Genomic DNA, 23,353 nt, shown 5'->3' with positions numbered 1-23,353 from the left:
AGCCGCCCGACCGAACCGTCCGCGGGTGACACCGCTCCCCGGAGGACAGGGAGACCCGCGGACCCGGGAATTGCTGGCCGTCGCACCCCGCGACCCCGGGGGCGGGATCCCGAACATCTTCACCACGCTCGTACGCCATCCCGATCTCTACGAGCGGTTCATGCCGTTCGGCGGACAGTTGCTCGTCAGCGGCCGACTGCCGGGAGACGTACGCGAGTTACTGATCCTGCGGACCGCGTGGAACACCGGCTCGCGCTACGAGTGGGGGCGGCACCTCCCCCTGGCCAGGGCCGAGGGCGTCACGGACGCGGACATCGACCGCATCGGCGAAGGGCCGGAGGCACCCGGCTGGGCGGGCCTCCAGAGGCATCTGATCCGGGCGGCGGACGAGTTGAACCGCGATGCCACGATGTCCGACGCCACCTGGGCGGGTCTGGCCGAGCACTTCGACGAGGCCGAACTGATCGAGCTCGTCGTGCTGGTGGGGCAGTACCACATGGTGGCCTTCTTCCTGAACGCCACCGGTGTGGAACTGGAGCCCGGTTTCGACGGCACCGGCTTCACGGAAGGGCCCTAGACGAGCCGCCGCGAGCCGTCGCCGGTCGGTCTGCGGCCCCAGGCCGAGATCATCGGCGAGGTGGCGAGGTCCAGGCGTCCCGCCTCGACGGCGGCGAGATGCCCGTCGATCTCCTCGTCCGTGGCGAGGCCCGCGGCGACGAGCCTGTCCCGCACCTGCCGGACGGTGGCCGCCTCCAGGGCGTCGCAGGCGGGCGAGGTGACCGGGAAGTAGGCGTCGGCCTCCACGTCCACCAGGCCGGCCTCGCGCAGCAGTCGCGGCAGTCTGCGCCCGTAGGAGAGATCTGCGCCGCGCTGCCGCAGCAGTGCGCGGAAACCGCTGCGGAGCCGGTTGGCCCGCTCCTGCTCGGGGCCGTGCTCGTCGGGGCAGATCAGCGGCTGCAGCGCGGGGTCGGCGTCCTCGACCAGCAGCAGCCCACCCGGCCGCAGCGCCCGGACCATGGCGCGCAGCGCGGCGTCGCGCTCGGTGACGTGGACCAGGACGAGCCGGGTGTGCACCAGGTCGAAGGGGCCGGGCGGAGGGTCGTCGCGGCCGACGTCGTGCCGGAGCACCTCCACGCCCTCGGTGGCGGCCGTACCCGTCCAGGACACGTCGATGTCGGTGGCGAGCACGCGGCCACCCGGCCCGACCCGCTCGCGCAGCCACGCCGCCACGCTCGGGCCGCCGGCCCCGACCTCCCAGCACCGCCACCCCTCGGCGACCCCGGCCGCCTCGAAGTGCCGGAACGTCGAGGCGTCGAAGAGGGCCGCCAGCGCGTCGAAGCGGGTTCCGGCCTCGGCCTGCCGGTTGTCCAGGAGGTATCCCTCGTCCTGAGCCATGCGGCGATCATGTCACGGGCCCGGGCGGGCGGTTCAGCGCGGTGCGCGGGGCGGCAGCCGGTGCAGTTCCACGTCCGTGAGCAGCCCGTCGGCGACCGTGGCGGTCATGTACGTGCAGTGCGGCTGGCGGCGGCGGTCCGTCGGGGAGCCCGGGTTCAGCAGGCGCAGGCCGGTGGGGGCCGTGGTGTCCCAGGGGATGTGGCTGTGGCCGAAGACCAGAACGTCCAGGCCGGGGAAGCGGGCGGCGCACCGCTGTTCCCGGCCCTGCGCGGCGCCCGTCTCGTGGATCACGCCGAACCGCACCCCTGCCAGTTCCGCGTACGCCACCTCCGGCAGCCGGGCGCGCAGATCCGGCCCGTCGTTGTTGCCGTACACCCCGACGAGCCGGCGACAGCGGGCCTCCAGCAGATCGAGCGTTTCCGTGTCGACCCAGTCCCCGGCGTGGAACACGACGTCGGCGTGGGGGATTTCGGCGAGCAGGGGGTCGGGAAGGACCTTGGCACGCTTGGGCAGGTGGGTGTCGGACATCAGGAGCAGTCGCACGTCATCACCCTAGAGGGTGTCGCTCGATATCCACTTATACGGATGAATCGACATCCGGGTTGAAGGATCGGTGAAGATCCCTCCATCCTTCCTCCATGTCTCTCCTCTCCCCTGCCTTCGATGAGCCCGGCCTGCGCGACTATGCCCACGACTGGGCGGTGCTCGACGTGGAGACGTCAGGACTCGTCGCCCGTCGAGACCGGGTGCTGTCGGTGGCCGTGGTGGTGCTGGGGCCGGACGGGGAGCAGACGGAGGAGTTCTCGACGCTCCTCGACCCCGGATGCGATCCCGGGCCGGTGCATGTCCACGGGCTCACGGCCGAGCGGCTGCGCGGTGCGCCGGTCTTCGACCAGGTGGCGCCGCGGATCGCGGCGATGCTGCGGGACCGCGTGCTCGTCGCGCACAACGCGCAGTTCGACTACGACTTCCTCGCCCACGAGTTCGCCCGTGCCGGGGCCGCGCTGCCGGTGGCCCGTCGCCTGTGCACCCTCGCCCTGAACCGCCGGGTCGATCCGCCGACCGAGGATCTCAGGCTGGGCACGCTCGCCGCCCACTACGGCGTCCCCCAGGTCAGGGCGCACGACGCGCTCGACGACACGCGGGTGCTGGCGGGTGTGCTGCGTGCCTCGCTGCGGGAGGCGGCGCGCCTCGAACTGCCGTTGCCGTTCGTGTCCTGCCCGCCCCGCCAGGACCCCCGGTTCGCTCCCCGGACGCCCAAGACGCCGTGCGCCTACCGCAATCCGGGGCGGCCGGAGCCGGGCGGGCCACTGGTGCAGGGCATGAAGGTCGCGATCACCGGTGAGACGCTGGTGCCGCGCGCACAGCTGGAGCGGCAGGCCGTCGAGGCCGGGCTGAACGTCATGGCGTCCGTCAGCCGGCACACCAGCGCACTGGTCACCAACGACGCCTCGTCCGGCTCCGGCAAGGCACGTCGCGCGCTGGCCGAGGGGGTGCCGGTGCTCGACGAGTCCACGTTCGTGAGGCTGCTGGGGGACGTGCGGCCGGGGACACCGCACGAACGGACGCGAAGCCCGGAAGCCGCGATCCCCTCGCCCGCGGTAGCCCCCGTCCCGGCCCCCACCCCGCAACCGGTCCAGGAACCCACGGCGCCCGCCGTCGTCCTCCCCGGGCCGGTGCCATCGGCACCGTCCACGCCACCGCGTCCGGCACACCCGGCCGCGCAGGACCGTCCCCTGTCCGGACGGCGCGTCCTGGTGCTCGGTGGCACGCACCCCGATGCCGTCGCGGCCCGCGGCCGGATCGTCGAGCTCGGCGGAGCAGCGGCGATCAACCTCTCCTCCAGCGTCACCGACGTCGTACTCCTGGAGGGCGGCGACCGGGACCGCCGGATGAAGCGGATCACCGCCCTGGCCTTCCCCACACATGAGGCAGCGTGGCTGGACGCCCCGGTCATCACCCCGCTCGCCCGGCAGGGCGGCGGGCAGGCGGCACCGCGGGTCCTTCCGCGCGGCGGTGTCATCGACCTGCCGCAGCCGAGCGGATCCGCCGCCGCGGTCCCCTGGACCGTCACCGCTGCCTGGGCGCAGCAGACGTCGTGCGAGATCGACGTGGTCGCCTTCGTCGTCGACGAGGACGAACAGGTCTGCTTCGACGAGGACTTCGTCTTCTACGGCGCGCCGGAGAATCCGGGCGGGACGGTGCGGCTGCACAGCGACGGGCCGACCGAGCAGACCATCGGCGTCGATCTCGCCGCACTGCCGCCCTCGGCCCGCAAGGTCGTGGTCGCCGCCGCCATCGACGGCTCGCCCACCTTCGGGGACGTCGGCGCGATCCACATCAGCTCCGGGCCGGGCCCCAGCGCCGCGCCCCTGGTGCAGGCCACTCTGGACGCCGCGACCACCGAGCGCACCCTGCTGCTCGCCGAGCTCTACCGCCGCGGCCCGCTGTGGCGCCTGCGCACCGTGGGACAGGGGTACGACCAAGGTCTGGGCGCCCTGGCCCGGGGCTACGGTGTGGATGTCGCCGGCTGAAGCGCACTTTGACCGCGAACAGACAGACACCGCAGCTCAGTTGCCCCGCGGGCGGAGATGATCACGGCGAGGTCTCGAAAGGTGAGGCGGCCTCGCCGAGCGGGTTAGCATCGGGCAACACGCAGTACAACAGGACGTCTACGGCGAGCGACCCGAAGGGGCCCGGAAACCCGATGCCGGTCAAGGTCAGCGTCATCATCCCCGTGTACAACCCGGGGATCTACATCGAGGACTGCATCTCCTCGCTGCAGCGGCAGTCGCTGCCTCCCGACGAGTTCGAGGTGATCTTCGTCGACGACGGCTCGACCGACGAGACGCCGGCCCGCCTCGACGCGCTCGCCGCCGAGGACCCCCGGATGAAGGTCATCCACCAGGAGAACTCCGGCTGGTCGGGCAAGCCCCGCAACGTCGGCATCGAAGCCTCCCGGGGCGAGTTCGTGATGTTCGTCGACAACGACGACTACCTGGGCGACGAGGCCCTGGAGCGGATGTACGACTACGGCGTGGCCAACGGCGCCGACGTGGTCGTGGGCAAGATGGCCGGGAAGGGCCGCGGGGTGCCGGTGGAGCTGTTCCGCCGCAACCATCCGCGCGCCACCGTCGAGAACGCCCCGCTCATCGACAGCCTCACCCCGCACAAGATGTTCCGCCGCGCCTTCCTGGACCGCATCGGCCTGCGCTTCCCCGAGGGCAGGCGGCGCCTGGAGGACCACGTCTTCATCGCGGAGGCGTATCTGCGCGCGGAGAACGTCTCCGTGCTCAGCGACTACGTCTGCTACTACCACCTCCGGCGGGACGACGGCTCCAACGCCGGTTTCGAACGCTTCGACCCCGTCGGCTACTTCAGGAACCTGCGCGAGGCCCTCGACGTCGTCGAGCGGTACACGGAACCCGGTCCGGTGCGCGACCGGCTGTTCCGGCGCTGGCTGCGGGTGGAGATGGTGGAGCGGCTGCGGTCCCGGCGCCTGCTGAACCTGCCGGACGACTACCGCAGGGAGCTGTTCGGGGAGATCCACGAGGTCGTCGTCGAGCGCTTCGGGCCCGGTGTCGCGGCCGGTCTGCAGCCGACGCAGCAGGTCGTCGCCGCGCTGACGGCGGCCGACCGGTACGACGACGTGGTGGCCTTCGCGGAGTGGGAGGCCGGCGTCGCCCCCGTGGCGGCCCCCGGGGGCATCGCATGGCGCGACGGCTTGCTCCACATCGACTTCACGGCCGAGTACCTGTCCGGCGGCGAGCCGATGCTGTACCCGGCCGGCGCCGCGGCCGCGCCGCTGACCGACGTGCCGAAGGACGTGACCGAGGCCGTGCGGTGGGTGGCCTCGGAGACCGCTGCCCGGTTCGGGCAGGCCGCGGCCGATCTGCTGCTGCGGGAGCGCTCCAGCGCCGCGCAGTACTTCCAGCCGGTGGAGTTCACGCGCGAGACCGTGCCCGCCGGGGACGGCGCGGAGGTCCGGCTGGTGCTGCGGGCGACCGCGACGGTCGACCCGGCCGCCCTGCCGCGTGACGGGGCCTGGGACGCACTGGTCCGGGTGAAGACGGGCGGCTGGACCAAGGAGTGCCGGCTGGGCCCGGCGCCGCGCGAGCACCGGCCCACGCCGGAGGTGGGCGTCGTCGGCGACCGCCCGGTGCTGCCGTACTGGACCGAACCGCACGGCAATTTCTCCCTGGAGCTCCGCCCGCGCGGCAAGCGGCTCGGGCTGGGCCGCGTGCAGCTGGGGGACGTCACCGTCTCCGACGAGCGGTTCCGGGTCCTGCTCCCGGTGCACGTCACGGGCGACACCGAGGTGCGGCTGAGGTTCGTCTCCTCCCGCCGGATCCTGGAGGTGCCGGGCACGCTGTCGCCCGAGGCGGACCGGCCGGGCTCGGTGCTGGCGGCGGACCTGCCCGCCGAGGACCTGTCGGGCGACGTCTGGCGGGTGGCCGTGTGCCTGAACCCGCGCTCCGGCCAGGCGCGCTTCACCGGTCTGCCGTTCGCGCTGCGGGCCGGGGATGGCAGCGTGCTGGTGACGCCGGTGCCGGGGCCCGGTGTCGCGCTGCGGCTGGCCCGGCGCGCGCGACGCGTGCTCGGTGCCGCGCGCCGGAAGGTGAATTCCCGTATCAGGACCGGAGGGCGGTGACGGTATGCGACCCCTGGGTATAGAGGGCGCCTGGGTTCTGGAGCCCAAGATCTTCCCGGACGACCGGGGCAGCTTCCACGAGTGGTACCGGGGTGCGGAGTTCCGCGAGGCGACGGGGTACGACCTGTCGCTGGCCCAGGCCAACTGCTCGGTCTCACGGCGGGGCGTGCTGCGGGGCGTGCACTTCGCCGATGTGCCGCCCAGCCAGGCCAAGTACGTCACCTGTGTACGCGGCGCCGTCCTGGACGTGGTGATCGACATCCGTGTCGGCTCCCCCACCTACGGGAAGTGGGAGGCCGTACGGCTCGACGACGACACGCGGCACGCGGTGTTCCTCGCGGAGGGCCTCGGTCACGCCTTCATGGCCCTCACGGACGACGCGACGGTGGTCTACCTGTGCTCGGAGGGCTACGCCCCGGGCCGCGAACACGGCATCCACCCCCTCGACCCTGCCCTGGGCATCGAGTGGCCCGAGGGCATCACCCCGCTCCTGTCCCCCAAGGACGAGCAGGCCCCGACCCTGGCGGAGGCGGAACGCCAGGGGCTGCTGCCGTCGTACGAGGCCTGCCTGGCCCACTACGCGGAACTGCGGGGCGGGCAGGGGACGTAGCCCTCGGCCGCCCCTGGGACACACCGCAGGCCCGGACGCGTGCAGCGTCCGGGCCTGTGTCGTGCCAGGCCGGGAAGGCCGTCGGCGCCGGCCACCCCCGGGCGGTGGCCGGCGCCGTCGGTCAACGGCTGACGCCGACCTGCTGCAGGGCCTTGCGCAGGGGCTCCCAGCCGATGGAGCGGGGCAGCCCCCGGTTACGGGCCTGGGTGAGGGGGCGCCAGAAGCCCGCTCCCAGGAGGGTCTCGGGCCGGACCGCGCCCGCCCGCTCCAGGATCGCCTCGGGGACCTTCTGCGGGTCGGGGATCTTGTACTCGGCCATGATCTCGTCGTACTTGTCGTGCAGGACCCGGTTGTCCGGGTCGGCGCCGAAGACGACCAGCTGGCCGGTGGGGGCGGTGTCCACCTGCACCGTGACCAGGTCCGGGCGGTAGCGCGCCAGCACCTCGGTGATCTTGTAGACGTCGCCGGTCCAGGCGTTGGTGTGCCGGTCGCGGGCCGCTTCGTCGATGCTGCGCGGCAGCATGTCGTCGAGGACGATCACACTGCCCCAGTCCGAGTACTTCTCGACGTTCATGAAGTCGCGCAGCGCGAACTCGAACAGGTGCATGCCGTCGATGAACGACAGGTCCAGCGTCGTGCGGCGCCAGTAGCCGATCGGGCTGCGGCCGCGGCGCAGGTTGCGCAGCGGGTGGCGGCCGCCCTTGAGGTGCTGGAGCGGGTTGTCGCGCGCGAAGAAGTCGTCGCTGGTGGCCTTCACCAGGTGGACGTCGCACCTCAGCTCCGAGACCACCTTGAAGGCCGGGTCGATCGCGATGCTGGGGACGCGGGACAGCGTCAGGCTGCGCCCGTCGTTGACGCCGATCTCCAGGTAGTTGCGATTGGCGCTGACCTTGTGCAGTTCCCGGAGGAACTCATGGCGTTTCACGAGGAAGACCTTCCTTGCGGATGCGGGGCAGTGCTTCATGCAGGGCGGAGCGCCAGTCGCGCGGCAGCGGCAGGCCGATCTCCTGCCACCGTCCGTGGGCGAGGGCGCTGTACGCCGGGCGGGGCGCGGGCCGGGGGAAGGCCGCGCTGCTGGTGGGGCGCACCCGGTCCGGGTCGGCGCCGATGAGGGAGAACACCTCGCGGGCGAGGTCGTACCAGGTGGCCTCGCCGGAGTCGGTCGCGTGGAAGACGCCGTGCGCGTCGGGGCCGAGCCGGGGGCCGAGGTCGGCGATCCGCTCGGCGACGTCCGCGCTCCAGGTGGGCTGACCGCGCTGGTCGTCGACGACGTCGAGGGTGTCCCGGCGGGCTTCCAGGCCGATCATGGTCCGGACGAAGCTGGAGCCGTGGACGCCGTAGAGCCACGCCGTGCGCAGCACCGCGCTCGCCCCCGGAAGCTCCTCCAGCACGGCCCGTTCCCCGGCCAGTTTGGTGCGGCCGTAGGCGGTGCGCGGGCCGGTCGGGTGATCCTCCGGGTAGGGGGTGGTGCGGGCCTCGCCGGAGAAGACGTAGTCCGTGGAGACATGGATCATGCGGGCGTCGTGCGCGGCGCAGGCCCGGGCCAGCAGGCGTGGACCGGCGCCGTTGATCTCCAGGGCGCGGGCCTCGTCGGTCTCGGCGTCGTCGACGGCCGTGTAGGCGGCGCAGTTCACGACGAGGTCGGGGCGGTGCTCCCGCACGGCGGCGTCGACGGCTTCGGGGCGTGTGATGTCCAGGGCGGCGCGGTCGAGGCCCACGACGGTCTCGCCGCGGCTGGTCAGTTCCCCGACGACGTCACGGCCGAGCATTCCGCTCGCGCCGGTGATCAGCCATTTCATGCCCGCTCCTGGGCGACGCGCCGCTTGAGGGGCTCCCACCACGCACGGTTGTCGCGGTACCAGGCGACGGTCTCGGCGAGGCCGGTGGTGAAGTCGTGACGGGGACGGTAGCCGAGTTCTTCGCGGGCCTTGGAGCAGTCGACGGAGTAGCGCAGGTCGTGGCCCTTGCGGTCCTCGACGTACTCCACCCGGTCCCAGTCAGCCCCGCAGGCGTCCAGGAGCAGGCCGGTGAGTTCCTTGTTGGTGAGTTCGGTGCCGCCGCCGATGTTGTAGACCTCGCCGGGCCGACCCTTCGTGCGGGCGAGGTCGACGCCCTGGCAGTGGTCGTCGACGTGCAGCCAGTCGCGGATGTTGCGGCCCTCGCCGTACAGCGGCACCGTGTGGCCGTCGAGGAGGTTGGTGACGAACAGCGGGATGACCTTCTCGGGGAACTGGTGCGGGCCGTAGTTGTTGGAGCAGCGCGTGACACGCACGTCCAGGCCGTGGGTGCGGTGGTAGGCCAGCGCGAGCAGGTCGGAGGACGCCTTGGAGGCGGAGTACGGCGAGTTGGGCTGGAGCGGGTGATCCTCGGGCCAGGAGCCGGTCTCGATGGAGCCGTAGACCTCGTCGGTGGAGACGTGCACGAAGGGGCCCGTGCCGTGGCGCAGGGCGGCGTCCAGCAGGGTCTGGGTGCCGAGGACGTTGGTGCGGACGAAGTCGGCGGCGCCGCTGATCGAGCGGTCGACGTGGGACTCGGCGGCGAAGTGCACGACCTGGTCCGCGTCGGCCATCAGCTTGTCGACCAGTTCGGCGTCGCAGATGTCGCCCTGCACGAACTCCAGCCGCGGGTGGGTCAGTTCGAGGTTGTCGAGGGTACCGGCGTAGGTGAGCTTGTCCAGCACGGTGATGCGCGGCGCGTCGGGCGCGTCCGAGGCGAGCAGGGCCCGGACGTAGCGGGAGCCGATGAACCCGGCGGCGCCGGTGACGAGGAGGTTCATGAAGTGATCTGCACCTTGCTGTGATCTCCGAGGACGAGACGGTGGGCGCTGGGGACGCTGGGAGCGGGGGTCACCTCGACGTGCCGGCCGATCAGCGAGGCCTCGATGCGGCCGACGCCCTGGATCGAGGAGTCCCGCAGCACGATGGAGAACTCCAGCTCGCTGTCGGTGATCCGGCAGTTCTCGGCGACGGAGGTGAAGGGGCCGATGTAGGAGTTGCTGACGACGGTGCCGGAGCCGATGACGACGGGCCCCACGACACGGGAGTTGACGATCCGCGCGCCCTCTTCGAGCACGACGCGCCCGATGGTCTCCGACGCGTCGTCCACCTCGCCGTCGATGCGGCGCTCCATCGCTTCGAGGACCGTGCGGTTCACCTCGAGCATGTCGCCGACGTTGCCGGTGTCCTTCCAGTAGCCCTTGATGACCGTGGAGCGCACGTCGGCGCGGGTGTCGATCAGGTGCTGGATGGCGTGGGTGATCTCCAGTTCGCCGCGCCAGGAGGGTTCGATGGCGCGGACCGCCTCGTGGATGAGGGGGGTGAACATGTAGACGCCGACCAGCGCGAGATCGCTCTTGGGCTGGTCGGGCTTCTCCTCCAGGCCGATCACCTGGCCGGACGGGTCGAGTTCGGCGACGCCGAAGGCGCGCGGGTCGGCCACGCGCGTGAGCAGGATCTGGGCGTCGGGCCGGTTGCCGCGGAACTCCTCGACGAGGCCGGTGATGCCGCCGACGATGAAGTTGTCGCCGAGGTACATCACGAAGTCGTCGTCACCGAGGTAGTCCCGGGCGATCAATACCGCGTGGGCCAGCCCGAGGGGCCGCTCCTGGGGGATGTAGGTGACCTTGAGGCCGAACTTCGACCCGTCACCCACCGCTTCCTCGATCTCCTCGGCCGTCTCCCCGACGATCATGCCCACGTCGGTGATGCCGGCCTCGGCGATCGACTCCAACCCGTAGAACAGCACGGCCTTGTTGGCCACGGGCACCAGTTGTTTGGCCGACGTGTGTGTGATCGGCCTCAGTCTTGTTCCTGCGCCGCCGGACAGCACGAGAGCCTTCATTCGGTTCACCTTAGTCGTGATCCGGCGGATGTGAACATCACTTCTTTTAGTTGTCGACGCGCGGAGTTACCCGGGGCGTAGCCGCGCGGTCCGGCGGAGAGCGATCAGTCCTCACCCCGGACGATGTTCCACTCCGCCCCGGAGCGCACCCCTCCCGGGGTGCCCCGGTCCTCGACGGCGGGGAGGCAGGTCCGCAGCGCGGCCTTTCCGCGCAGGCGGCGCGCCTTCGACCAGCCGGTCTCGTGCTGACGGACGACGGGCTTCTCACTGGTGTCCATGGACTCCACGACTCATCATCTTCCTTCTGCTTCCACTGATGTTCGAGTCCCCAGCGAAAAACCGAACAAACCCGGACCGGGACGCCTGTGCCGCGCCGTCGAACTCCCCCGCCGCCACCCGGTGTTCCTGGACGGACGACGGCCCCGCGCACGGTGAGGTGCGCGGGGCCGTCCAGCGGGTCGCCGCCGGTCAGGCGTTGGGGCGCGCGGCGCTGATGTCGCCGAGTGCCGACTCCGGGGCGCGTTCCATGGCCAGGTCGCCCAGGGAGACCATGCCCACGGGGTGCCCGTGGTCGACGACGGGGATGCGGCGTACGGAATGCTCGCGCATCAGCTCCACCGCGTGGACCAGGTCGTCGTCGGGGCTGACGGTGACCAGCTCGTCGCTGCACGCGCCGGCCACGGTGATCCGCTCCGGGTCGCCGCCCTTGCTGACCGACCGGACCACGATGTCCCGGTCGGTGACCAGCCCGCGCAGCTGGTCGCCGTCCGTCACCAGGACGACTCCGAGATCCTCGTCGCGCATGATGCGCGCCACCTCGGCCACGGAGGTCTGCGGCTCGACGGTGACCGGGTCGCCGGTCATGATGTCGCGGACATGCTGAGCCATGACGTTCCTCTTCCTTCGGCTCGTGGCGGTTGCTCCGTCCTGCTGCGTGCCGGGTACCCGGTCGTCGCGGGGAGTCACCAGGTACGGCCGGCCTCCAGCAGACGGTCGCGGACGAGGGTCACGTGCGGGTTGTCCGAGGTGCCCGGCCGCTGGACGAGGAAGCCGGTGTTGATCGGCGCGTCCTCGGGGGTGTCGAGGAGGACCAGGGCGCCGGACGCCAGGGCCCCGGCGCACAGGTAGCGCGGCAGCACGCTGAAGCCGGCACCGGCCGTGACCAGCGCCAGGACGGCCCTCAGATCCGGCACCGAGACGGCGGCGCGGCAGTTCAGGCGCCGGCCGAAGACGTGCCGCCAGTAGCGGCGCATGATGGGCAGGTCCTCGGCGTAGGCGATCAGCGGAATGTCGTGCAACGCGGCGGGCACGTCGGCGGCCGGGCGCCGCGCGACCCGGCCGGCCCAGGCGGGCGCGGCGACCAGGACGAATTCCTCGTCGGCCAGCGGCACCGCGGACAGGGTGCGGCCGCGGGGCCGGGTGGTGGCGATCACCAGGTCGTGGCGGCCGGCGCGCAGCTCGTCGAGCAGGGGCTCGGTCAGTCCCGTCGTGACGCGCAGCCGTACGCCTTCGGTGACGAGCGGGACGAGGGCGGGCAGCGCCCGGGTGGACAGCAGCTCAGCGGGCCCCGCCAGATGGACCGGCTCGGCGCGCGACTCCCGGGGGCCGTGACCGGTGGCCTCCGCGAGCGCGTCCAGGGGCCCCGCGACACGGGCAGCGAGTTCGTCGGCGATGGCGGTCGGGGCGGCGCCGCGCGGCAGCCGTTCGAACAGCTCCCGGCCGGTCTGCCGCTCCAGTGAGCGGATCTGTGTCGTGACGGTCGGCTGGGACAGGCCCAGCAACTGCGCGGCGGCCGTGAAGGAGCCGGACCGGTAGACGGCCAGGAAGGTGCGCAGCAGGTTCAGGTCGGGCTGCGCGGGCGCGCCGGTGGCGCCGAGGGGGTCGTGGGGCCTCACACGAACCGACCCTACTGCGCCCCGCCATTGGAAAACCTATGTCCGGCATTGGCCGTGCCATTGGAAAACCGGGGGTATGGGCGCCTACGGTCGTTCTCGTAACGAGTCATCGCCGCGTTGTCCCACCCGCGGCCCGTCCCACGGAGATGCACCATGTCGAAGATCCTCTTCGTCGTCACCGGCGCCGACACCTGGACCCTGGCCGACGGCACCGAGCACCCCACCGGCTTCTGGGCCGAGGAGGCCGTCGCCCCGTACGAGGCGTTCCGGGCCGCCGGCCACGAGGTCGTCGTGGCCACGCCCGGCGGTGTCGAGCCCACCGTCGACCGGGCCTCCCTCGCCCCCGAGGTGAACGGCGGCCAGGAGAACGCCGACCGGATCGCGAAGGCGCTGGACTCCTTCGCCGAGCTGCGGCGTCCGGTCCGGCTGGAGGACGTCCGGCTGGACGACTACGCGGCCGTCTTCTACCCCGGCGGCCACGGCCCGATGGAGGACCTCGCCGTGAACGCCGACTCCGGCCGGCTGCTCGCCCGGGCCCTGGAGTCGGGCAGGCCGCTCGGTGTCGTGTGCCACGGGCCGGCCGCGCTGCTGGCCGCCGTGGGGGCCGACGGCGAGAACGTCTTCGCCGGTTACGAGGTCGCGGCGTTCACCAACGCCGAGGAGGTCCAAGGCGGTCTCGCCGACCGCGCGAAGTGGCTGCTCCAGGACCGTCTCACCGAGGCCGGGGTGACCGTGCGGGCCGGCGAGCCGTGGGCCCCGCACGTGGTCACCGACCGCAACCTGGTCACGGGCCAGAACCCCGCGTCGTCGGCCCCGCTGGCGGAGGAACTGCTGAAGCGGCTGGGCTGAGCGGGGGGCGCGGCCGGCCCGGACGAGTGGCGGGGCTCCCCGGCCCGGACCGGTGGCGGGGCTCCCCGGCCCGGACCGGCAGCCGGGCTACCCGGCTCAGACCGGCAGCCGGCCTCTCCAGCTCAGACCGGCAGCCGGGCTACCCGGCTCAGACCAGCAGCCGGCCTCCCCGGCCCGGACCAGCAGCCGGCCTCCCCGGCTCAGACCGGCAGCCGGGCTCCCCGGCTCAGACCGGTGGCAGGGCTCCCCGGCCCGGACCGACGAGGTCGCTCAGCGGCCCAGCACCAGCTCCGCCCACACCTGCTTGCCGCCGCTGACCGGCAGGGTCCCCCAGGTCGCGGAGAGGGCCTCGACGAGGAGGATGCCCCGGCCGCCGGTGGCCTCCCAGCCGATGCTGGTCGGTCTGACCGGCGAGCGGGGGGAGGCGTCGGCGATGGCGACGCGCAGCCGGTCGTTCACGAGGGTCAGGTCCATGCGGACCTTGCCGTCGGTGTGGACGAGGGCGTTGGTGACGAGTTCGGAGACGACGAGGAGGACGGCGTCGTACTCGGCGGTGACGCCCCAGGAGCGCAGGGTGCGCCGGGCGAAGCGGCGGGCGTGCCCGACGGCCTGCGGAACCCGCCAGACCGTCCAGCTCTCCCGGAGCGGGCGCAGGTCCATGCCGTCGTAGCGCAGGAGGAGCAGGGCGACGTCGTCGCTGCGCGGGGCGTTGCCCAGCAGGGCGTCGGCGACGAGCCCCATGTCGGTGGGGGCGGCTTCGGCGAGCCGCCCGGCCAGGTACGCCATGCCTTCGTCGATGTCGGAGTCGGGTGTCTCGACGAGCCCGTCCGTGGCCAGGGCGATGACGGTGCCGGGCGGAAGCCGCAACGGGCTCATGGGGAAGTCGGCCCTGGCGACCACCCCGAGGGGCGGGCCGCCCTCCGCCTCCGCGATGTCGGTCCGGCCGTCCGGGTAGCGCAGCACCGGCGGCAGGTGCCCGGCGCGCACGCACCAGGCGGCGCCCTCCTCCAGATCGACGTCGACATAGCAACACGTCGCGAACAGGTCGCTTTCCATGTCCATGAGGAGCCGGTTGGCGTGCGCGACCACCACGTCCGGCGGGTGCCCCTCGACGGCGTAGGCGCGCAGGGCGGTGCGCATCTGGCCCATGAGGGTGGCGGCACCGGCGCTGTGGCCCTGGACGTCGCCGATGACGAGGGCGACGTGGTTGTCGGGCAGCGGGATCACGTCGTACCAGTCGCCGCCGAGTTCGAGTCCGGCAGTGCTCGGCAGGTAGCGGGCGACGGCCACCGCGCCCGGGAGCCGGGGCAGGCTGCGCGGCAGCAGCTGGCGCTGGAGCATGCCGACGAGTTCGTGCTCGGCGTCGAAGGCCCGGGCCCGCACCAGGGCCTGCCCGGCGAGACCGGCGCAGGCGGTGAGCAGCGCGCGTTCGTCGGTGCCGAAGTCGTGCGGGGTGTCCCAGCCGATCAGGCAGGCTCCGGCCATGCGGTTCCCGGCGGGCAGCGGCAGGACGGCGAGGCCGCCGGGGCCGACCTCGGCCAGGGCGCGTTCCAGGGGGCTTCCGGCGGGCCAGATGCGGGCCCGGCCCTCGCGCAGCGCGGCGGCGAGGGTGGGCATGGCGCGCACGGGGGCGTCGGGCCACTCGGTGCGCCACTCCGACCGCCACAGCTCGGGCCATGCCTCGGGTTCGGGCGGGTCGAGGACGGTGACGACGAGCCGCTCGCTCTCCAGCTCGGCGAGTGCGATCCGGTCGGCCCGCAGGGGCCTGCGCAGCGCCGCGACCACGGCCTTGCCGACGTCGCGGACGGTGACGGCGGTGGCCAGCGCGGCGGCCAGGCGCTGGACGCGGGCCACGTCGGTGACGTCGGAGCGCAGCGTGGAGACGTCGACGACCGTGCCCACGAGCCGCGCCGGGCGGCCCTCTCCGCCGGGCAGGAGGCGTCCGCGCAGCCGGAGCCACTTCGGCGGGCCGGTGGGCTGGAGCACCCGGAACTCCAGCTCGCGGTCGCCGATGGACATGTGGTCCGCCTCCACGACGGACATCAGGGACGGCAGGTCCTCGGGGACGGTCAGGCTGAGCAGCGTCTCGACCCGGCCGTCGAACTCCACGGGGTCGAGGCCGAACAGGTCCAGGAGGTCGTCTCCGACCCGGACCCGGCCGGTGTCCATGGCGAGGCTGAAGGCGCTCGCGGGCAGATCGCCGGCCTCGGCGGGCGCGGCCGGGGCGGTGAAGGCGACCGCTTCGGAGACGAGTTCCAGGCACCTGAGGTCGTCGGCGGTGAAGCCGCCGGGGCGTTCGCTCACGGCCAGCAGGCAGCCGCCGTCCCCCTGCACGGGCAGGGCCGTCAGGAAGAAGTCCCCGGACGGAACGCGCCGCGCCTGGGCGTCCGCGGCCAGCTCCGCCGGGCCCAGCGACACCGGCCGTCCGCCGCGGTGGGCCACGGCGACCGGGGACCACCCGGCCCGCGGGTAGCTGTCGCGCAGCCCGTACAGCGTCCTCGGGACCCCGGCCGACTCCATCAGGCACAGCAGCTCGCCGTCCTGGGCGGGCGCGTAGACGGCGGCGAAGGCCGCACCGGCGAAGACGAGTGCCTGTTCGAGGACGCGGCGCAGCCGTTCGGGTGACTCCTGATCGGCCGCGATCGCCTTGAGGGCACCTTCGGCACGCGTTGTTCGCGTTCCGCGCTCTTGGGCGCCCTGACTGACCACGTTGGCCATTACAGCGCTTATGAGACACCTGCGCAGCCCCTGTGGGCGTTCCGTGGAGGTGCGGCGGCGAGCACGCTCGAAAGAATCCGAACATGTCTTAACGCATGCGTTCCGCATGGTGTTCTCGTGACAGGCGTGACTGTGCGTGCCCGTCTCGTGGCTGGAAAGCTCGGTGCTCGTCACGGAGGGGGACGCATGGACAAGCGGTACGAGGTGTACGCGCTGGCCGACCGGCATTTCTACGAGACGCCGGACCGGCTGGCGCAGGGCGGGCAGGGCACGGCCGCCCACCTCTACGAGACGGCCCGCCGGCCGCTGCCCGAGGGCTGGGAGTCGGCCCGGATCGGCGACTGGCAGACGATGACGCCGCTCGGCCCGGACGGCGAACCGCTTCAGGGCCCGGCCCAGGGGTGGAAGATCCACGCCTCGGCGACCCGGGCGAACGCGGAGAAGATCGCCGCGATCGTGTGGGACTACTGCGTCGAGCGGCGCGTCCCCTTCAAGTTCGTGCCGGGCCCGCACCTGCTCCACCTGCGCAACACCAAGTACGCGCCACGCGACGGCAGCGGCAAGTTCGTCACCGTCTACCCGGCCGACGAGGAGCAGCTGCACCAGGTGCTGCGCGAGCTGGGCGCGCTGCTGGAGGGGTTCGAGGGGCCGTACATCCTCACCGACCTGCGCTGGGGCGAGGGCCCGCTGTACGTACGCTACGGCGCCTTCGCACGGGCGTTCGTCGTGGACGAGCGGGGCTCGCTGGTGCCGGCGGTGCGGGACGGCGAGGGACGGCTGGTGCCGGACCGGCGGTCGCCGTCCTTCCAGGTGCCCGAGTGGGTGACGCTCCCGGCGTTCCTCCAGCCGCATCTGGACGCGCGGAACAACACGACGACCGGCGAGCTGCCGTACCGCATCGAGAAGGCGCTGCACTTCTCCAACGGCGGCGGGGTGTACGCGGGCACCGACACCCGGGACGGACGCAAGGTCGTCCTGAAGGAGGGCCGGCCGCACGCGGGGCTCGCCTCGGACGGCGCCGACGCGATCGCCCGGCTGGAGCGCGAGAAACGGGCGCTGGAACAGGTCGCGGGCACGGGCGTGGTCCCGGAGGTGCGCGACTGGTTCGAACTCGGCGGGCACCGCTTCCTGGTGATGGACTTCCTCGAAGGCCGTCCGCTCAACTCCTTCTTCGCCGAGCGGCATCCGCTGCTCACCCAGGACCCCGACGCGGAGGCCGTCGCCTCCTACACGGCCTGGGCGCTGCGCATCCACCGCAGGGTGGAGGAGGCCGTAGCGGCGGTGCACGGCTGCGGCATCGTCTTCAACGACCTGCACGTCTTCAACATCATGGTCGCCCCGGACGAGGAGACGGTGTTCCTCCTCGACTTCGAGGCCGCGGCCCCCACCGAGGAGAACGGCCGCCAGGTCGTCGCCCACCCCGGGTTCTTCGCGCCGCCGGACCGCCGGGGCGCCGACGTCGACCGCTATGCGCTGGCCTGTCTGCGCCTGGCCCTGTTCCTGCCCGTGACCACGCTGTTCGTGGTCGACCGGGGCAAGGCGGCGCACCTGGCGGAGGTGATCGCGGAGCAGTTCCCGGACGTGCCGCGGGAGTTCCTCGACGAGGCGGTCACGGAGATCACCCGGGATGTGTCCGGCCGTACGGTGGCCGCTCCCTCCTCGCCGGTGGACCCGGGCGACTGGCCGTACAGCCGCGACTCGATGGTCAAGGCCATCCTCGCCTCGGCCACCCCGGAGCGCGCCGACCGGCTCTTCCCCGGCGACATCGCGCAATTCTCGGACGGCGGCGGGCTCGGGCTCGCGCACGGCGCCGCGGGGGTGCTGTTCGCGCTGGACGCGGCCGGCGCCGAGCGGTACGAGGAGGGCGAGCGCTGGCTGCTGGACCGGACGGCACCGGCCCCGGCCGGTACCCCGCTCGGCCTGTACGACGGGCTCGCGGGCGTCGCCCTGGTCCTGGACCGGCTCGGGCACCGGCAGCGGGCGCTGGACCTGGTCGAGGGCATCCTCGCCGAGCGGTGGCAGAACCTCTCCTCCGACCTGCACGGCGGACTGGCCGGGCTGGGACTCGTCCTCGGGCACCTGGCCCGTACGACCGGCGAGGCGGCACTGGGTGAGCGGGCCCACGAGGCGGCGCGGATCCTCGTCCAGCGGCTCACCGAGCCGGTCCCGGCCTCGTCCCGGCCGCGCGCCGGACTGCTGCGCGGTGCGAGCGGCCCGGCCCTGCTCATGCTGCGGCAGTACGAGTGGACCGGCGAGGAGGCCTGGCTGGAGGCTGCGGCCGTGGCCCTGCGCCGGGACCTGGCGTCCTGCGTGACCCGCGAGAACGGGTCGCTGGAGGTCGACGAGGGCTGGCGGACCCTGCCCTACCTCGGCGACGGCAGCGCGGGCCTCGGCATGGTCCTCGACGACCTCGTCGCCCACTCCCCCGGTCTCGCCGGGGAGTTCGCGCCGGCCCGCTCCGGTGTGCTCACCGCGGCCACCTCACGCTTCTACGCGCAGCCCGGGCTGTTCCAGGGCCGCGCCGGAATGATCCTGCACCTCAGCCGCACGACCGCACCGGGCGCGACCGATGACCGGCTGGCGGCGCAGATCGCCGGGCTCGGCTGGTTCGCGATGGCGTACCAGGGCCAACTGGCCTTCCCCGGCCACCAGATGATGCGGCTCTCCATGGACCTCGCCACCGGAACGGCAGGGTGCCTGCTGGCGCTCGGCGCGGCCCTCGACCCGGCGACCGACGCCCACCTGCCTTTCCTCCCGCCGCCCGGAAGGCGGCCCCACTGACGCGGTTCCGCGATCCCGCGGAGTCGTGACCCAACCCCGTCCCCACGGATGACCACGGACGGACACCCAATGGAAGGACACACCATGGCACTTCTCGACCTGCAGACCATCGAGACCGAAGAGCGCACGGACGGCGGCGGCAACAGCACGGTGAGCCTGCTCTCCTGCATCAGCGCCGCGAGCGTTCTGCTCTGTCTCTGACCGACGGTCTGCTCGCTCCGGGCGGCTCCCTCCCTTCGAGGAGGGGCCGCCCGGGGTCCTTCCCGTCCCGGAAAGGCCCGTATGACCTCCCGTGCCGACGACGACCCGGCGGCCGGACACGCTCGCACGCTGCTGCGCACGGCCACCCGGTACAGCGGCTCCCGCTGTGCGGCGCTGTGCCTGGTGAGCATCGCGGCGACGGGTGCCGGACTGCTGCTCCCGGCCGCGCTGGGCCGGGCCCTCGATCTGCTGCTGGCGCACGCTCCGGCGACCCGCTGGGTGCTGTGCTGCGCCGGCCTCGTCCTGCTGCTCGGTCTGCTCGACGCCGTCCAGACCGTCCTCACCGGCACCGTCGACGCCCGCACCACCGCATGGCTGCGCCGCCGGCTGACCGGGCATGTGCTCGGCGCCGGCCCGCGCGCCGCCGACCGCTTCGGCTCCGGTGACCTCGTCGCGCGGCTGGTCGGCAACGCCGCCGAGGCGGGGACCACTCCTGCGGCCCGTGCGGCGCTGGTCGCCGCGCTCGCCGGTCCCGTCGGCGGGGTGGTCGCCCTGGGTCTGATCGACTGGTGGCTCGCGGCCGTGTTCCTCGCCGGGGCGCCCGTGCTGGCCCTTCTCCTGCGCGCCGTCTCAAGGGACACCTCCGAGAGCGCCTCGCGCTACCAGCGGGCCCAGGGCCGGATCGCTGCCGCGCTGGCGGAGGCCGTCGAGGGCGTCCGCACCGTGCGCGCGGCCGGCACGGAGGACCGGGAGACGGCCCGGGTGCTGCGGCCGCTGCCCGATCTGTCCCGGGCCGGGCACCGCATGTGGCGGGTGCAGGGGCGGGCCGCGGCCCGGGCGGTCGCCGTGGCGCCGCTGCTGCAACTCGCCGTCGTCGCCGTGGCCGGTGTGCTGCTCACCCGGGGCCGGTTCTCGGTGGGCGAGGTGCTCGCGTCCTCCCGGTACGCGGTGCTCGCCACGGGCGTCGGCGTGCTGGTCGGCCGGCTCGCGGGCCTGGCCCGGGCCCGGGCCGCGGCCCGGCGCCTCGGCGAGGTCGAGGCCGAGCCCACCACCGCGTTCGGCGCCCGCCGGCTGCCCGACGGCCCCGGGCGGCTGGAACTGCGCGGGGTGACGGCCCGGCGCGGCGGACGCACCGTGCTCGACGGGGTGGACCTCGACGTCCCGGGCGGCACGACCCTGGCCGTGGTCGGCCGGTCCGGGTCGGGCAAGTCGCTGCTGGCCGCGCTGGCCGGACGGCTGGCCGACCCGGACGCGGGGGACGTACTCCTCGACGGTGTTCCGCTGCGCGAGCTGCCGCACGACGACCTGCGCGGCGCCGTCGGCTACGCCTTCGCCCGTCCCGCCCTCCTCGGCGGCACGATCGGGCAGGCGCTCGGCCTAGGTCTGCCGTCCCCCTCCCCCGGCCGGATCCGCGAGGCGGCCCGCACGGCCCTCGCGGACGACTTCGTCCGCCGCCTCCCGGACGGCTACGACACGGCCGTCGCCGACGCCCCGCGCTCCGGCGGCGAGGCCCAACGGCTCGGTCTCGCCCGGGCGTTCGCGCACGGCGGCCGCCTGCTGATCCTCGACGACGCCCTCTCCAGCCTCGACACGGTCACCGAACGGCACATCACCGACGCGCTGTTCGGCGACGGCCCGGGCACCACCCGGCTGCTGGTCGCCCACCGCGGCGCCACGGCCGCGTGCGCCGATGCCGTGGCGTGGCTGGACGGGGGGCGGGTGCGGGCGGTGGGGCGGCACGAGGAGCTGTGGCGGCTCGCGGAGTACCGCGCGGTGTTCGGGGAGGGGGCCGGGCCCGCGGACACGGGCGACAGCGACGTGCCACCGGTTTCGGACACCCGGGGCGGGAACGGAGAGGGACATGACGGCATGAGCGGACGGATACGGCCCGCAGCGGCCGCCGGGGACGGGACGGCTCCGTGACGGCCCGGTCCCCCGACGCCCTCCCCGCCCGGGGCCTGCGCTTCCTGCTGGCCCGCCGGCGGGTCCTGGCGCGGCTCACCGCCTGGTCCGTCCTGGAGACCGGGCAGACCTTCCTCATCGGGTACGGGCCCGCCCGCGCCCTGGACGACGGCTTCCTGCGCGGGCGGGCGGACGTCGGACTGGTCTGGCTGGCGCTGACCGGGATCGGTGTCCTGCTCGGCGCGTACGGGACCGCCCGCGTCTACGCCGCCGTCGCCGCACTGGTCGAACCGCTCCGGGACCGGCTCGTGGAACGCGTGGTCGCGCGCGGGGTGCGGACCGGTGACGGGGGTTCCCTGTCCGGGCTCACCCAGCAGGTGGAGATCGCCCGGGACACCTTCGCCGGACTGGTCATGGTCTCCCGCTCCTTCGTGGTCACCGCCGTCGGTGCCCTGGCAGGTCTGTTCACCCTCGCCCCGCCACTTCTGCTGGTCGTGGGACCGCCCCTGGCCGTCGGCGTGGCGCTGTTCGCCGCGACGCTGCGGCCGCTCGCCCGGCGCCAGGAGACGTTCCTCCTCGCCGACGAGGCCCTCGCCGGTGACCTCGGCACCGTCTGCCCGGGCCTGCGGGACATCACCGCGACGGGCGCGGAGGCGCACATCGCCGCCGGCACCGGGGAGCGGGTCGAGGCCGAACTGCGCGCGGCTCGCGCCCTGGCCCACTGGGGCGTGCTGCGCGTGGTGTCCCTGACGATCGGCGGCCAGCTCCCGATCGTCCTGCTCCTCGCCGCCGCCCCCTGGCTCCTGTCCCGCGGCGTCACCGCCGGCGCCCTGGTCGGCGCCCTCGCCTACGTCACCCAGTCCCTGCTCCCGGCCCTGCGCAACCTGATCCACGGCCTGGGCACGAGCGGCTCCCGGCTGACGGTGGTCCTGCGCAGGCTGACCCGGTCGTCCGACACGGCAGACGACGACGCGCCTCGGACGGCCCCGGGCAGCCCCCTCCCGAAGGCAGACCCCGAGGGCGGCACACCCCGCCCATCCACGACGGCCCGCCCCACGGCCACCACCGACGCCGAAACACCGGGGACGGCCCCGGGCCCCCACCCCACGGAGTCCGTCCCCGCCGACGGCACCGCGCCACACGCAACCGCGAACACCACCGACGTCGACGACGACCCGCTCCCCCGCCCCGAGCGGAACGGACCCGGCGAAGAGACACCCCCCGCCTTCTCCCTCGCCTCCGTAACCTTCGCCTACGGCCCCGCCAGCGCCCCCGTCCTCCAGGATCTCGACCTCGCCCTGCCGCGCGGCGCGCACCTGGCCGTCGTCGGTCCCAGCGGCGCCGGCAAATCCACCCTCACCGCGCTCGTGGCGGGGCTGCTCACGCCCTCGCGCGGCACCGTCCGGGTGGGCGGGCACCCCGTGCCGGGCCCGGAGGCCGCCGCAGAGCGGGTGCTCATCCCGCAGGAGGCATACGTGTTCGGCGGCACCCTGGCCGAGAACCTCGGGTACCTGCGCCCGGACCCGGTGCCCGAGGAGGAGCTGCTGGCCGCGGCCGATGCGGTCGGCCTCACCCCGCTGGCCGGCCGGCTCGGCGGGCTCGGCGCCCGGGTCGATCCCACGGCGCTGTCGGCCGGCGAACGGCAGCTCGTCGCCCTGGCCCGGGCCTGGCTGTCGCACGCCCCGCTCGCTCTGCTGGACGAGGCGACCTGCCATCTGGACCCCGGGACGGAGGAGCGCGCGGAGCGGGCGTTCGCCGCGCGGCCGGGCGGGACCCTGGTCGTCGTCGCCCACCGCATCAGCTCGGCCCGCCGCGCCGGCCGTGTCCTGGTGATGGACGGCCGGAGCACCGCGTACGGCACCCACGAGGAGCTGATGCGGTCCTGCGCGCTGTACCGGGACCTCGTCGGGAGCTGGGCCCCCGCACCGGGCCGGCGGGGGTCAGAGCCAGCCCTGGCCCTGCGAGATGCGTATCGCGTCGATGCGGTTGCGGGCCCCGGTCTTGCGGGTGATGGCCGCCATGTAGTTGCGCACCGTCCCGTGGGACAGGTGCAGGCTCCCGGCGATCTCCGCGATGGAGGCACCCTCGGCCGCGAGGGATAACACACTCAGTTCTCTGCGGGTCAGCGGCATCTCGGCCGCCTTGAGGAAGCCGAAGCCCAGCGAGTCGTTGACGAAACGTTCCCCCTCGGCGATGCGACGGATCCCGCGCAGCAGATTCTGCGGGGATCCCTCCTTGTCGACGTAGCCGAGCGCCCCCGCCTCGGCCGCCCGCTTCAGCAGGCCCGGCCGGTTCGCGGTGGCGAGCACGAGTAATCGCGGGCGCACCCGGTCCGGCCCCGGCCGGCACAGCTCGCCCAGCGGAGGGATGCCGTAGGAGTCCGCGCACTCCAGGTCCGCCGCGCACACATCCGGCCGAACCGACCGCATCATGCCCGGCGCGCCGCGCCACGACGTGTCGTGCACCGCCAGGTCGGACTCCTGCCGCAGCCACTCCGCCAGCACCGACCTC

At 73.5% G+C, this 23,353-nt stretch carries 19 protein-coding genes and 1 pseudogene; 9 read left to right on the top strand and 11 right to left on the bottom strand.

All coding sequences use genetic code 11. The features are described 5' to 3' along the window. Window positions 1-25: 25 nt before the first annotated feature. Window positions 26-577: a carboxymuconolactone decarboxylase family protein gene (locus tag RFN52_RS37490; RefSeq protein ID WP_311241153.1), complete on the top strand. Its 552-nt coding sequence runs from the start codon at window positions 26-28 to the stop codon at window positions 575-577. Here the strand turns inward: RFN52_RS37490 and RFN52_RS37485 are convergent. Next, window positions 574-1,395, bottom strand: coding sequence for a methyltransferase domain-containing protein (locus RFN52_RS37485; protein ID WP_184853364.1), 822 nt, complete (start codon window positions 1,393-1,395; stop codon window positions 574-576). The two genes, RFN52_RS37490 and RFN52_RS37485, sit on opposite strands and share 4 nt — an antisense overlap. A 33-nt stretch (window positions 1,396-1,428) precedes the next feature. Then, window positions 1,429-1,938, bottom strand: a complete 510-nt coding sequence (locus RFN52_RS37480; protein WP_184853363.1) for a metallophosphoesterase family protein — start codon at window positions 1,936-1,938, stop codon at window positions 1,429-1,431. A gap of 95 nt (window positions 1,939-2,033) precedes the next feature. On the opposite strand from RFN52_RS37480, the gene RFN52_RS37475 reads away from it, so the two are divergent. The 3 genes from RFN52_RS37475 to rfbC all read left to right on the top strand — a co-directional run bounded on the left by RFN52_RS37475 (window position 2,034) and on the right by rfbC (window position 6,656). Then, entirely contained in the window at window positions 2,034-3,929 is a 1,896-nt protein-coding gene (locus RFN52_RS37475) for a TerD family protein (RefSeq protein ID WP_184853362.1), read from the top strand. A 173-nt stretch (window positions 3,930-4,102) separates the two neighbouring features. Continuing rightward, on the top strand, window positions 4,103-6,046 hold the full coding sequence (locus RFN52_RS37470) for a glycosyltransferase family 2 protein (protein ID WP_184853361.1): 1,944 nt from the start codon (window positions 4,103-4,105) through the stop codon (window positions 6,044-6,046). Window positions 6,047-6,050: 4 nt separating this feature from the next. Beyond that, the gene (gene rfbC / locus RFN52_RS37465; protein WP_184853360.1) at window positions 6,051-6,656 is read left to right on the top strand and encodes a dTDP-4-dehydrorhamnose 3,5-epimerase; all 606 of its coding nucleotides are present in this window, start codon (window positions 6,051-6,053) and stop codon (window positions 6,654-6,656) included. 121 nt (window positions 6,657-6,777) lie between these two features. Here the strand turns inward: rfbC and RFN52_RS37460 are convergent, their stop codons facing one another. The 7 genes from RFN52_RS37460 to RFN52_RS37430 all read right to left on the bottom strand — a co-directional run bounded on the left by RFN52_RS37460 (window position 6,778) and on the right by RFN52_RS37430 (window position 12,391). Beyond that, window positions 6,778-7,581, bottom strand: a complete 804-nt coding sequence (locus tag RFN52_RS37460; RefSeq protein WP_107459841.1) for a class I SAM-dependent methyltransferase — start codon at window positions 7,579-7,581, stop codon at window positions 6,778-6,780. After that, on the bottom strand, window positions 7,568-8,455 hold the full coding sequence (rfbD, locus tag RFN52_RS37455) for a dTDP-4-dehydrorhamnose reductase (RefSeq protein ID WP_184853359.1): 888 nt from the start codon (window positions 8,453-8,455) through the stop codon (window positions 7,568-7,570). The genes RFN52_RS37460 and rfbD overlap by 14 nt, the downstream gene beginning before the upstream one ends. Then, on the bottom strand, window positions 8,452-9,432 hold the full coding sequence (gene rfbB, locus RFN52_RS37450; RefSeq protein WP_184853358.1) for a dTDP-glucose 4,6-dehydratase: 981 nt from the start codon (window positions 9,430-9,432) through the stop codon (window positions 8,452-8,454). Before rfbB ends, rfbD begins: the two co-directional genes overlap by 4 nt. Further along, window positions 9,429-10,496, bottom strand: a complete 1,068-nt coding sequence (locus RFN52_RS37445; RefSeq protein WP_142156571.1) for a glucose-1-phosphate thymidylyltransferase — start codon at window positions 10,494-10,496, stop codon at window positions 9,429-9,431. Before RFN52_RS37445 ends, rfbB begins: the two co-directional genes overlap by 4 nt. A 104-nt stretch (window positions 10,497-10,600) precedes the next feature. Further along, the gene (locus tag RFN52_RS37440; protein ID WP_184854236.1) at window positions 10,601-10,783 is read right to left on the bottom strand and encodes a hypothetical protein; all 183 of its coding nucleotides are present in this window, start codon (window positions 10,781-10,783) and stop codon (window positions 10,601-10,603) included. Between the two features lie 181 nt (window positions 10,784-10,964). Continuing rightward, complete coding sequence (locus tag RFN52_RS37435; protein WP_184853357.1) at window positions 10,965-11,384, bottom strand: CBS domain-containing protein; 420 nt, start codon at window positions 11,382-11,384, stop codon at window positions 10,965-10,967. A gap of 74 nt (window positions 11,385-11,458) precedes the next feature. Further along, window positions 11,459-12,391, bottom strand: a complete 933-nt coding sequence (locus RFN52_RS37430) for a LysR family transcriptional regulator (RefSeq protein ID WP_184853356.1) — start codon at window positions 12,389-12,391, stop codon at window positions 11,459-11,461. Window positions 12,392-12,544: 153 nt separating this feature from the next. On the opposite strand from RFN52_RS37430, the gene RFN52_RS37425 reads away from it, so the two are divergent. Continuing rightward, the gene (locus RFN52_RS37425) at window positions 12,545-13,240 is read left to right on the top strand and encodes a type 1 glutamine amidotransferase domain-containing protein (protein ID WP_184853355.1); all 696 of its coding nucleotides are present in this window, start codon (window positions 12,545-12,547) and stop codon (window positions 13,238-13,240) included. A gap of 270 nt (window positions 13,241-13,510) precedes the next feature. Here the strand turns inward: RFN52_RS37425 and RFN52_RS37420 are convergent, their stop codons facing one another. Continuing rightward, the gene (locus RFN52_RS37420; RefSeq protein ID WP_184853354.1) at window positions 13,511-15,958 is read right to left on the bottom strand and encodes a SpoIIE family protein phosphatase; all 2,448 of its coding nucleotides are present in this window, start codon (window positions 15,956-15,958) and stop codon (window positions 13,511-13,513) included. 186 nt (window positions 15,959-16,144) lie between these two features. Between RFN52_RS37420 and lanKC the strand changes: the two genes are divergently transcribed. From lanKC to RFN52_RS37400, 4 genes are all read left to right on the top strand, one after another. Next, window positions 16,145-18,739: a class III lanthionine synthetase LanKC gene (gene lanKC / locus RFN52_RS37415; protein WP_184853353.1), complete on the top strand. Its 2,595-nt coding sequence runs from the start codon at window positions 16,145-16,147 to the stop codon at window positions 18,737-18,739. Between the two features lie 84 nt (window positions 18,740-18,823). Then, window positions 18,824-18,940, top strand: coding sequence for a SapB/AmfS family lanthipeptide (locus RFN52_RS37410; RefSeq protein WP_031113019.1), 117 nt, complete (start codon window positions 18,824-18,826; stop codon window positions 18,938-18,940). 81 nt (window positions 18,941-19,021) lie between these two features. Then, entirely contained in the window at window positions 19,022-20,863 is a 1,842-nt protein-coding gene (locus RFN52_RS37405) for an ABC transporter ATP-binding protein (RefSeq protein ID WP_311241152.1), read from the top strand. Then, a complete protein-coding gene (locus RFN52_RS37400; protein ID WP_311241151.1) occupies window positions 20,860-22,944 on the top strand; it encodes an ATP-binding cassette domain-containing protein in 2,085 nt (694 codons plus the stop codon). The genes RFN52_RS37405 and RFN52_RS37400 overlap by 4 nt, the downstream gene beginning before the upstream one ends. Here the strand turns inward: RFN52_RS37400 and RFN52_RS37395 are convergent. Next, a pseudogene (locus tag RFN52_RS37395) lies at window positions 22,867-23,271 on the bottom strand (response regulator transcription factor); the annotation flags it as partial. The gene RFN52_RS37400 and the pseudogene RFN52_RS37395 sit on opposite strands and share 78 nt — an antisense overlap. Window positions 23,272-23,353: the final 82 nt, after the last annotated feature.

The organism is Streptomyces collinus (assembly GCF_031348265.1).
GTDB classification, from domain to species: Bacteria; Actinomycetota; Actinomycetes; order Streptomycetales; family Streptomycetaceae; genus Streptomyces; species Streptomyces collinus.
The sequence above is the reverse complement of the archived record's forward strand: the minus strand, read 5'-3'. Positions and strand labels throughout refer to the sequence as shown.

What these genes read in the sequence shown, in the direction of transcription:
- RFN52_RS37405 (WP_311241152.1), top strand. Translation starts at nt 19,022, where the DNA reads ATGACCTCCCGTGCCGACGACGACCCGGCGGCCGGACACGCTCGCACG.
- RFN52_RS37485 (WP_184853364.1), bottom strand. Translation starts at nt 1,395, where the DNA reads ATGGCTCAGGACGAGGGATACCTCCTGGACAACCGGCAGGCCGAGGCC.
- RFN52_RS37445 (WP_142156571.1), bottom strand. Translation starts at nt 10,496, where the DNA reads ATGAAGGCTCTCGTGCTGTCCGGCGGCGCAGGAACAAGACTGAGGCCG.
- RFN52_RS37425 (WP_184853355.1), top strand. Translation starts at nt 12,545, where the DNA reads ATGTCGAAGATCCTCTTCGTCGTCACCGGCGCCGACACCTGGACCCTG.
- rfbC (WP_184853360.1), top strand. Translation starts at nt 6,051, where the DNA reads ATGCGACCCCTGGGTATAGAGGGCGCCTGGGTTCTGGAGCCCAAGATC.
- RFN52_RS37420 (WP_184853354.1), bottom strand. Translation starts at nt 15,958, where the DNA reads ATGGCCAACGTGGTCAGTCAGGGCGCCCAAGAGCGCGGAACGCGAACA.
- lanKC (WP_184853353.1), top strand. Translation starts at nt 16,145, where the DNA reads ATGGACAAGCGGTACGAGGTGTACGCGCTGGCCGACCGGCATTTCTAC.
- RFN52_RS37410 (WP_031113019.1), top strand. Translation starts at nt 18,824, where the DNA reads ATGGCACTTCTCGACCTGCAGACCATCGAGACCGAAGAGCGCACGGAC.
- RFN52_RS37475 (WP_184853362.1), top strand. Translation starts at nt 2,034, where the DNA reads ATGTCTCTCCTCTCCCCTGCCTTCGATGAGCCCGGCCTGCGCGACTAT.
- RFN52_RS37435 (WP_184853357.1), bottom strand. Translation starts at nt 11,384, where the DNA reads ATGGCTCAGCATGTCCGCGACATCATGACCGGCGACCCGGTCACCGTC.
- rfbD (WP_184853359.1), bottom strand. Translation starts at nt 8,455, where the DNA reads ATGAAATGGCTGATCACCGGCGCGAGCGGAATGCTCGGCCGTGACGTC.
- RFN52_RS37470 (WP_184853361.1), top strand. Translation starts at nt 4,103, where the DNA reads ATGCCGGTCAAGGTCAGCGTCATCATCCCCGTGTACAACCCGGGGATC.
- rfbB (WP_184853358.1), bottom strand. Translation starts at nt 9,432, where the DNA reads ATGAACCTCCTCGTCACCGGCGCCGCCGGGTTCATCGGCTCCCGCTAC.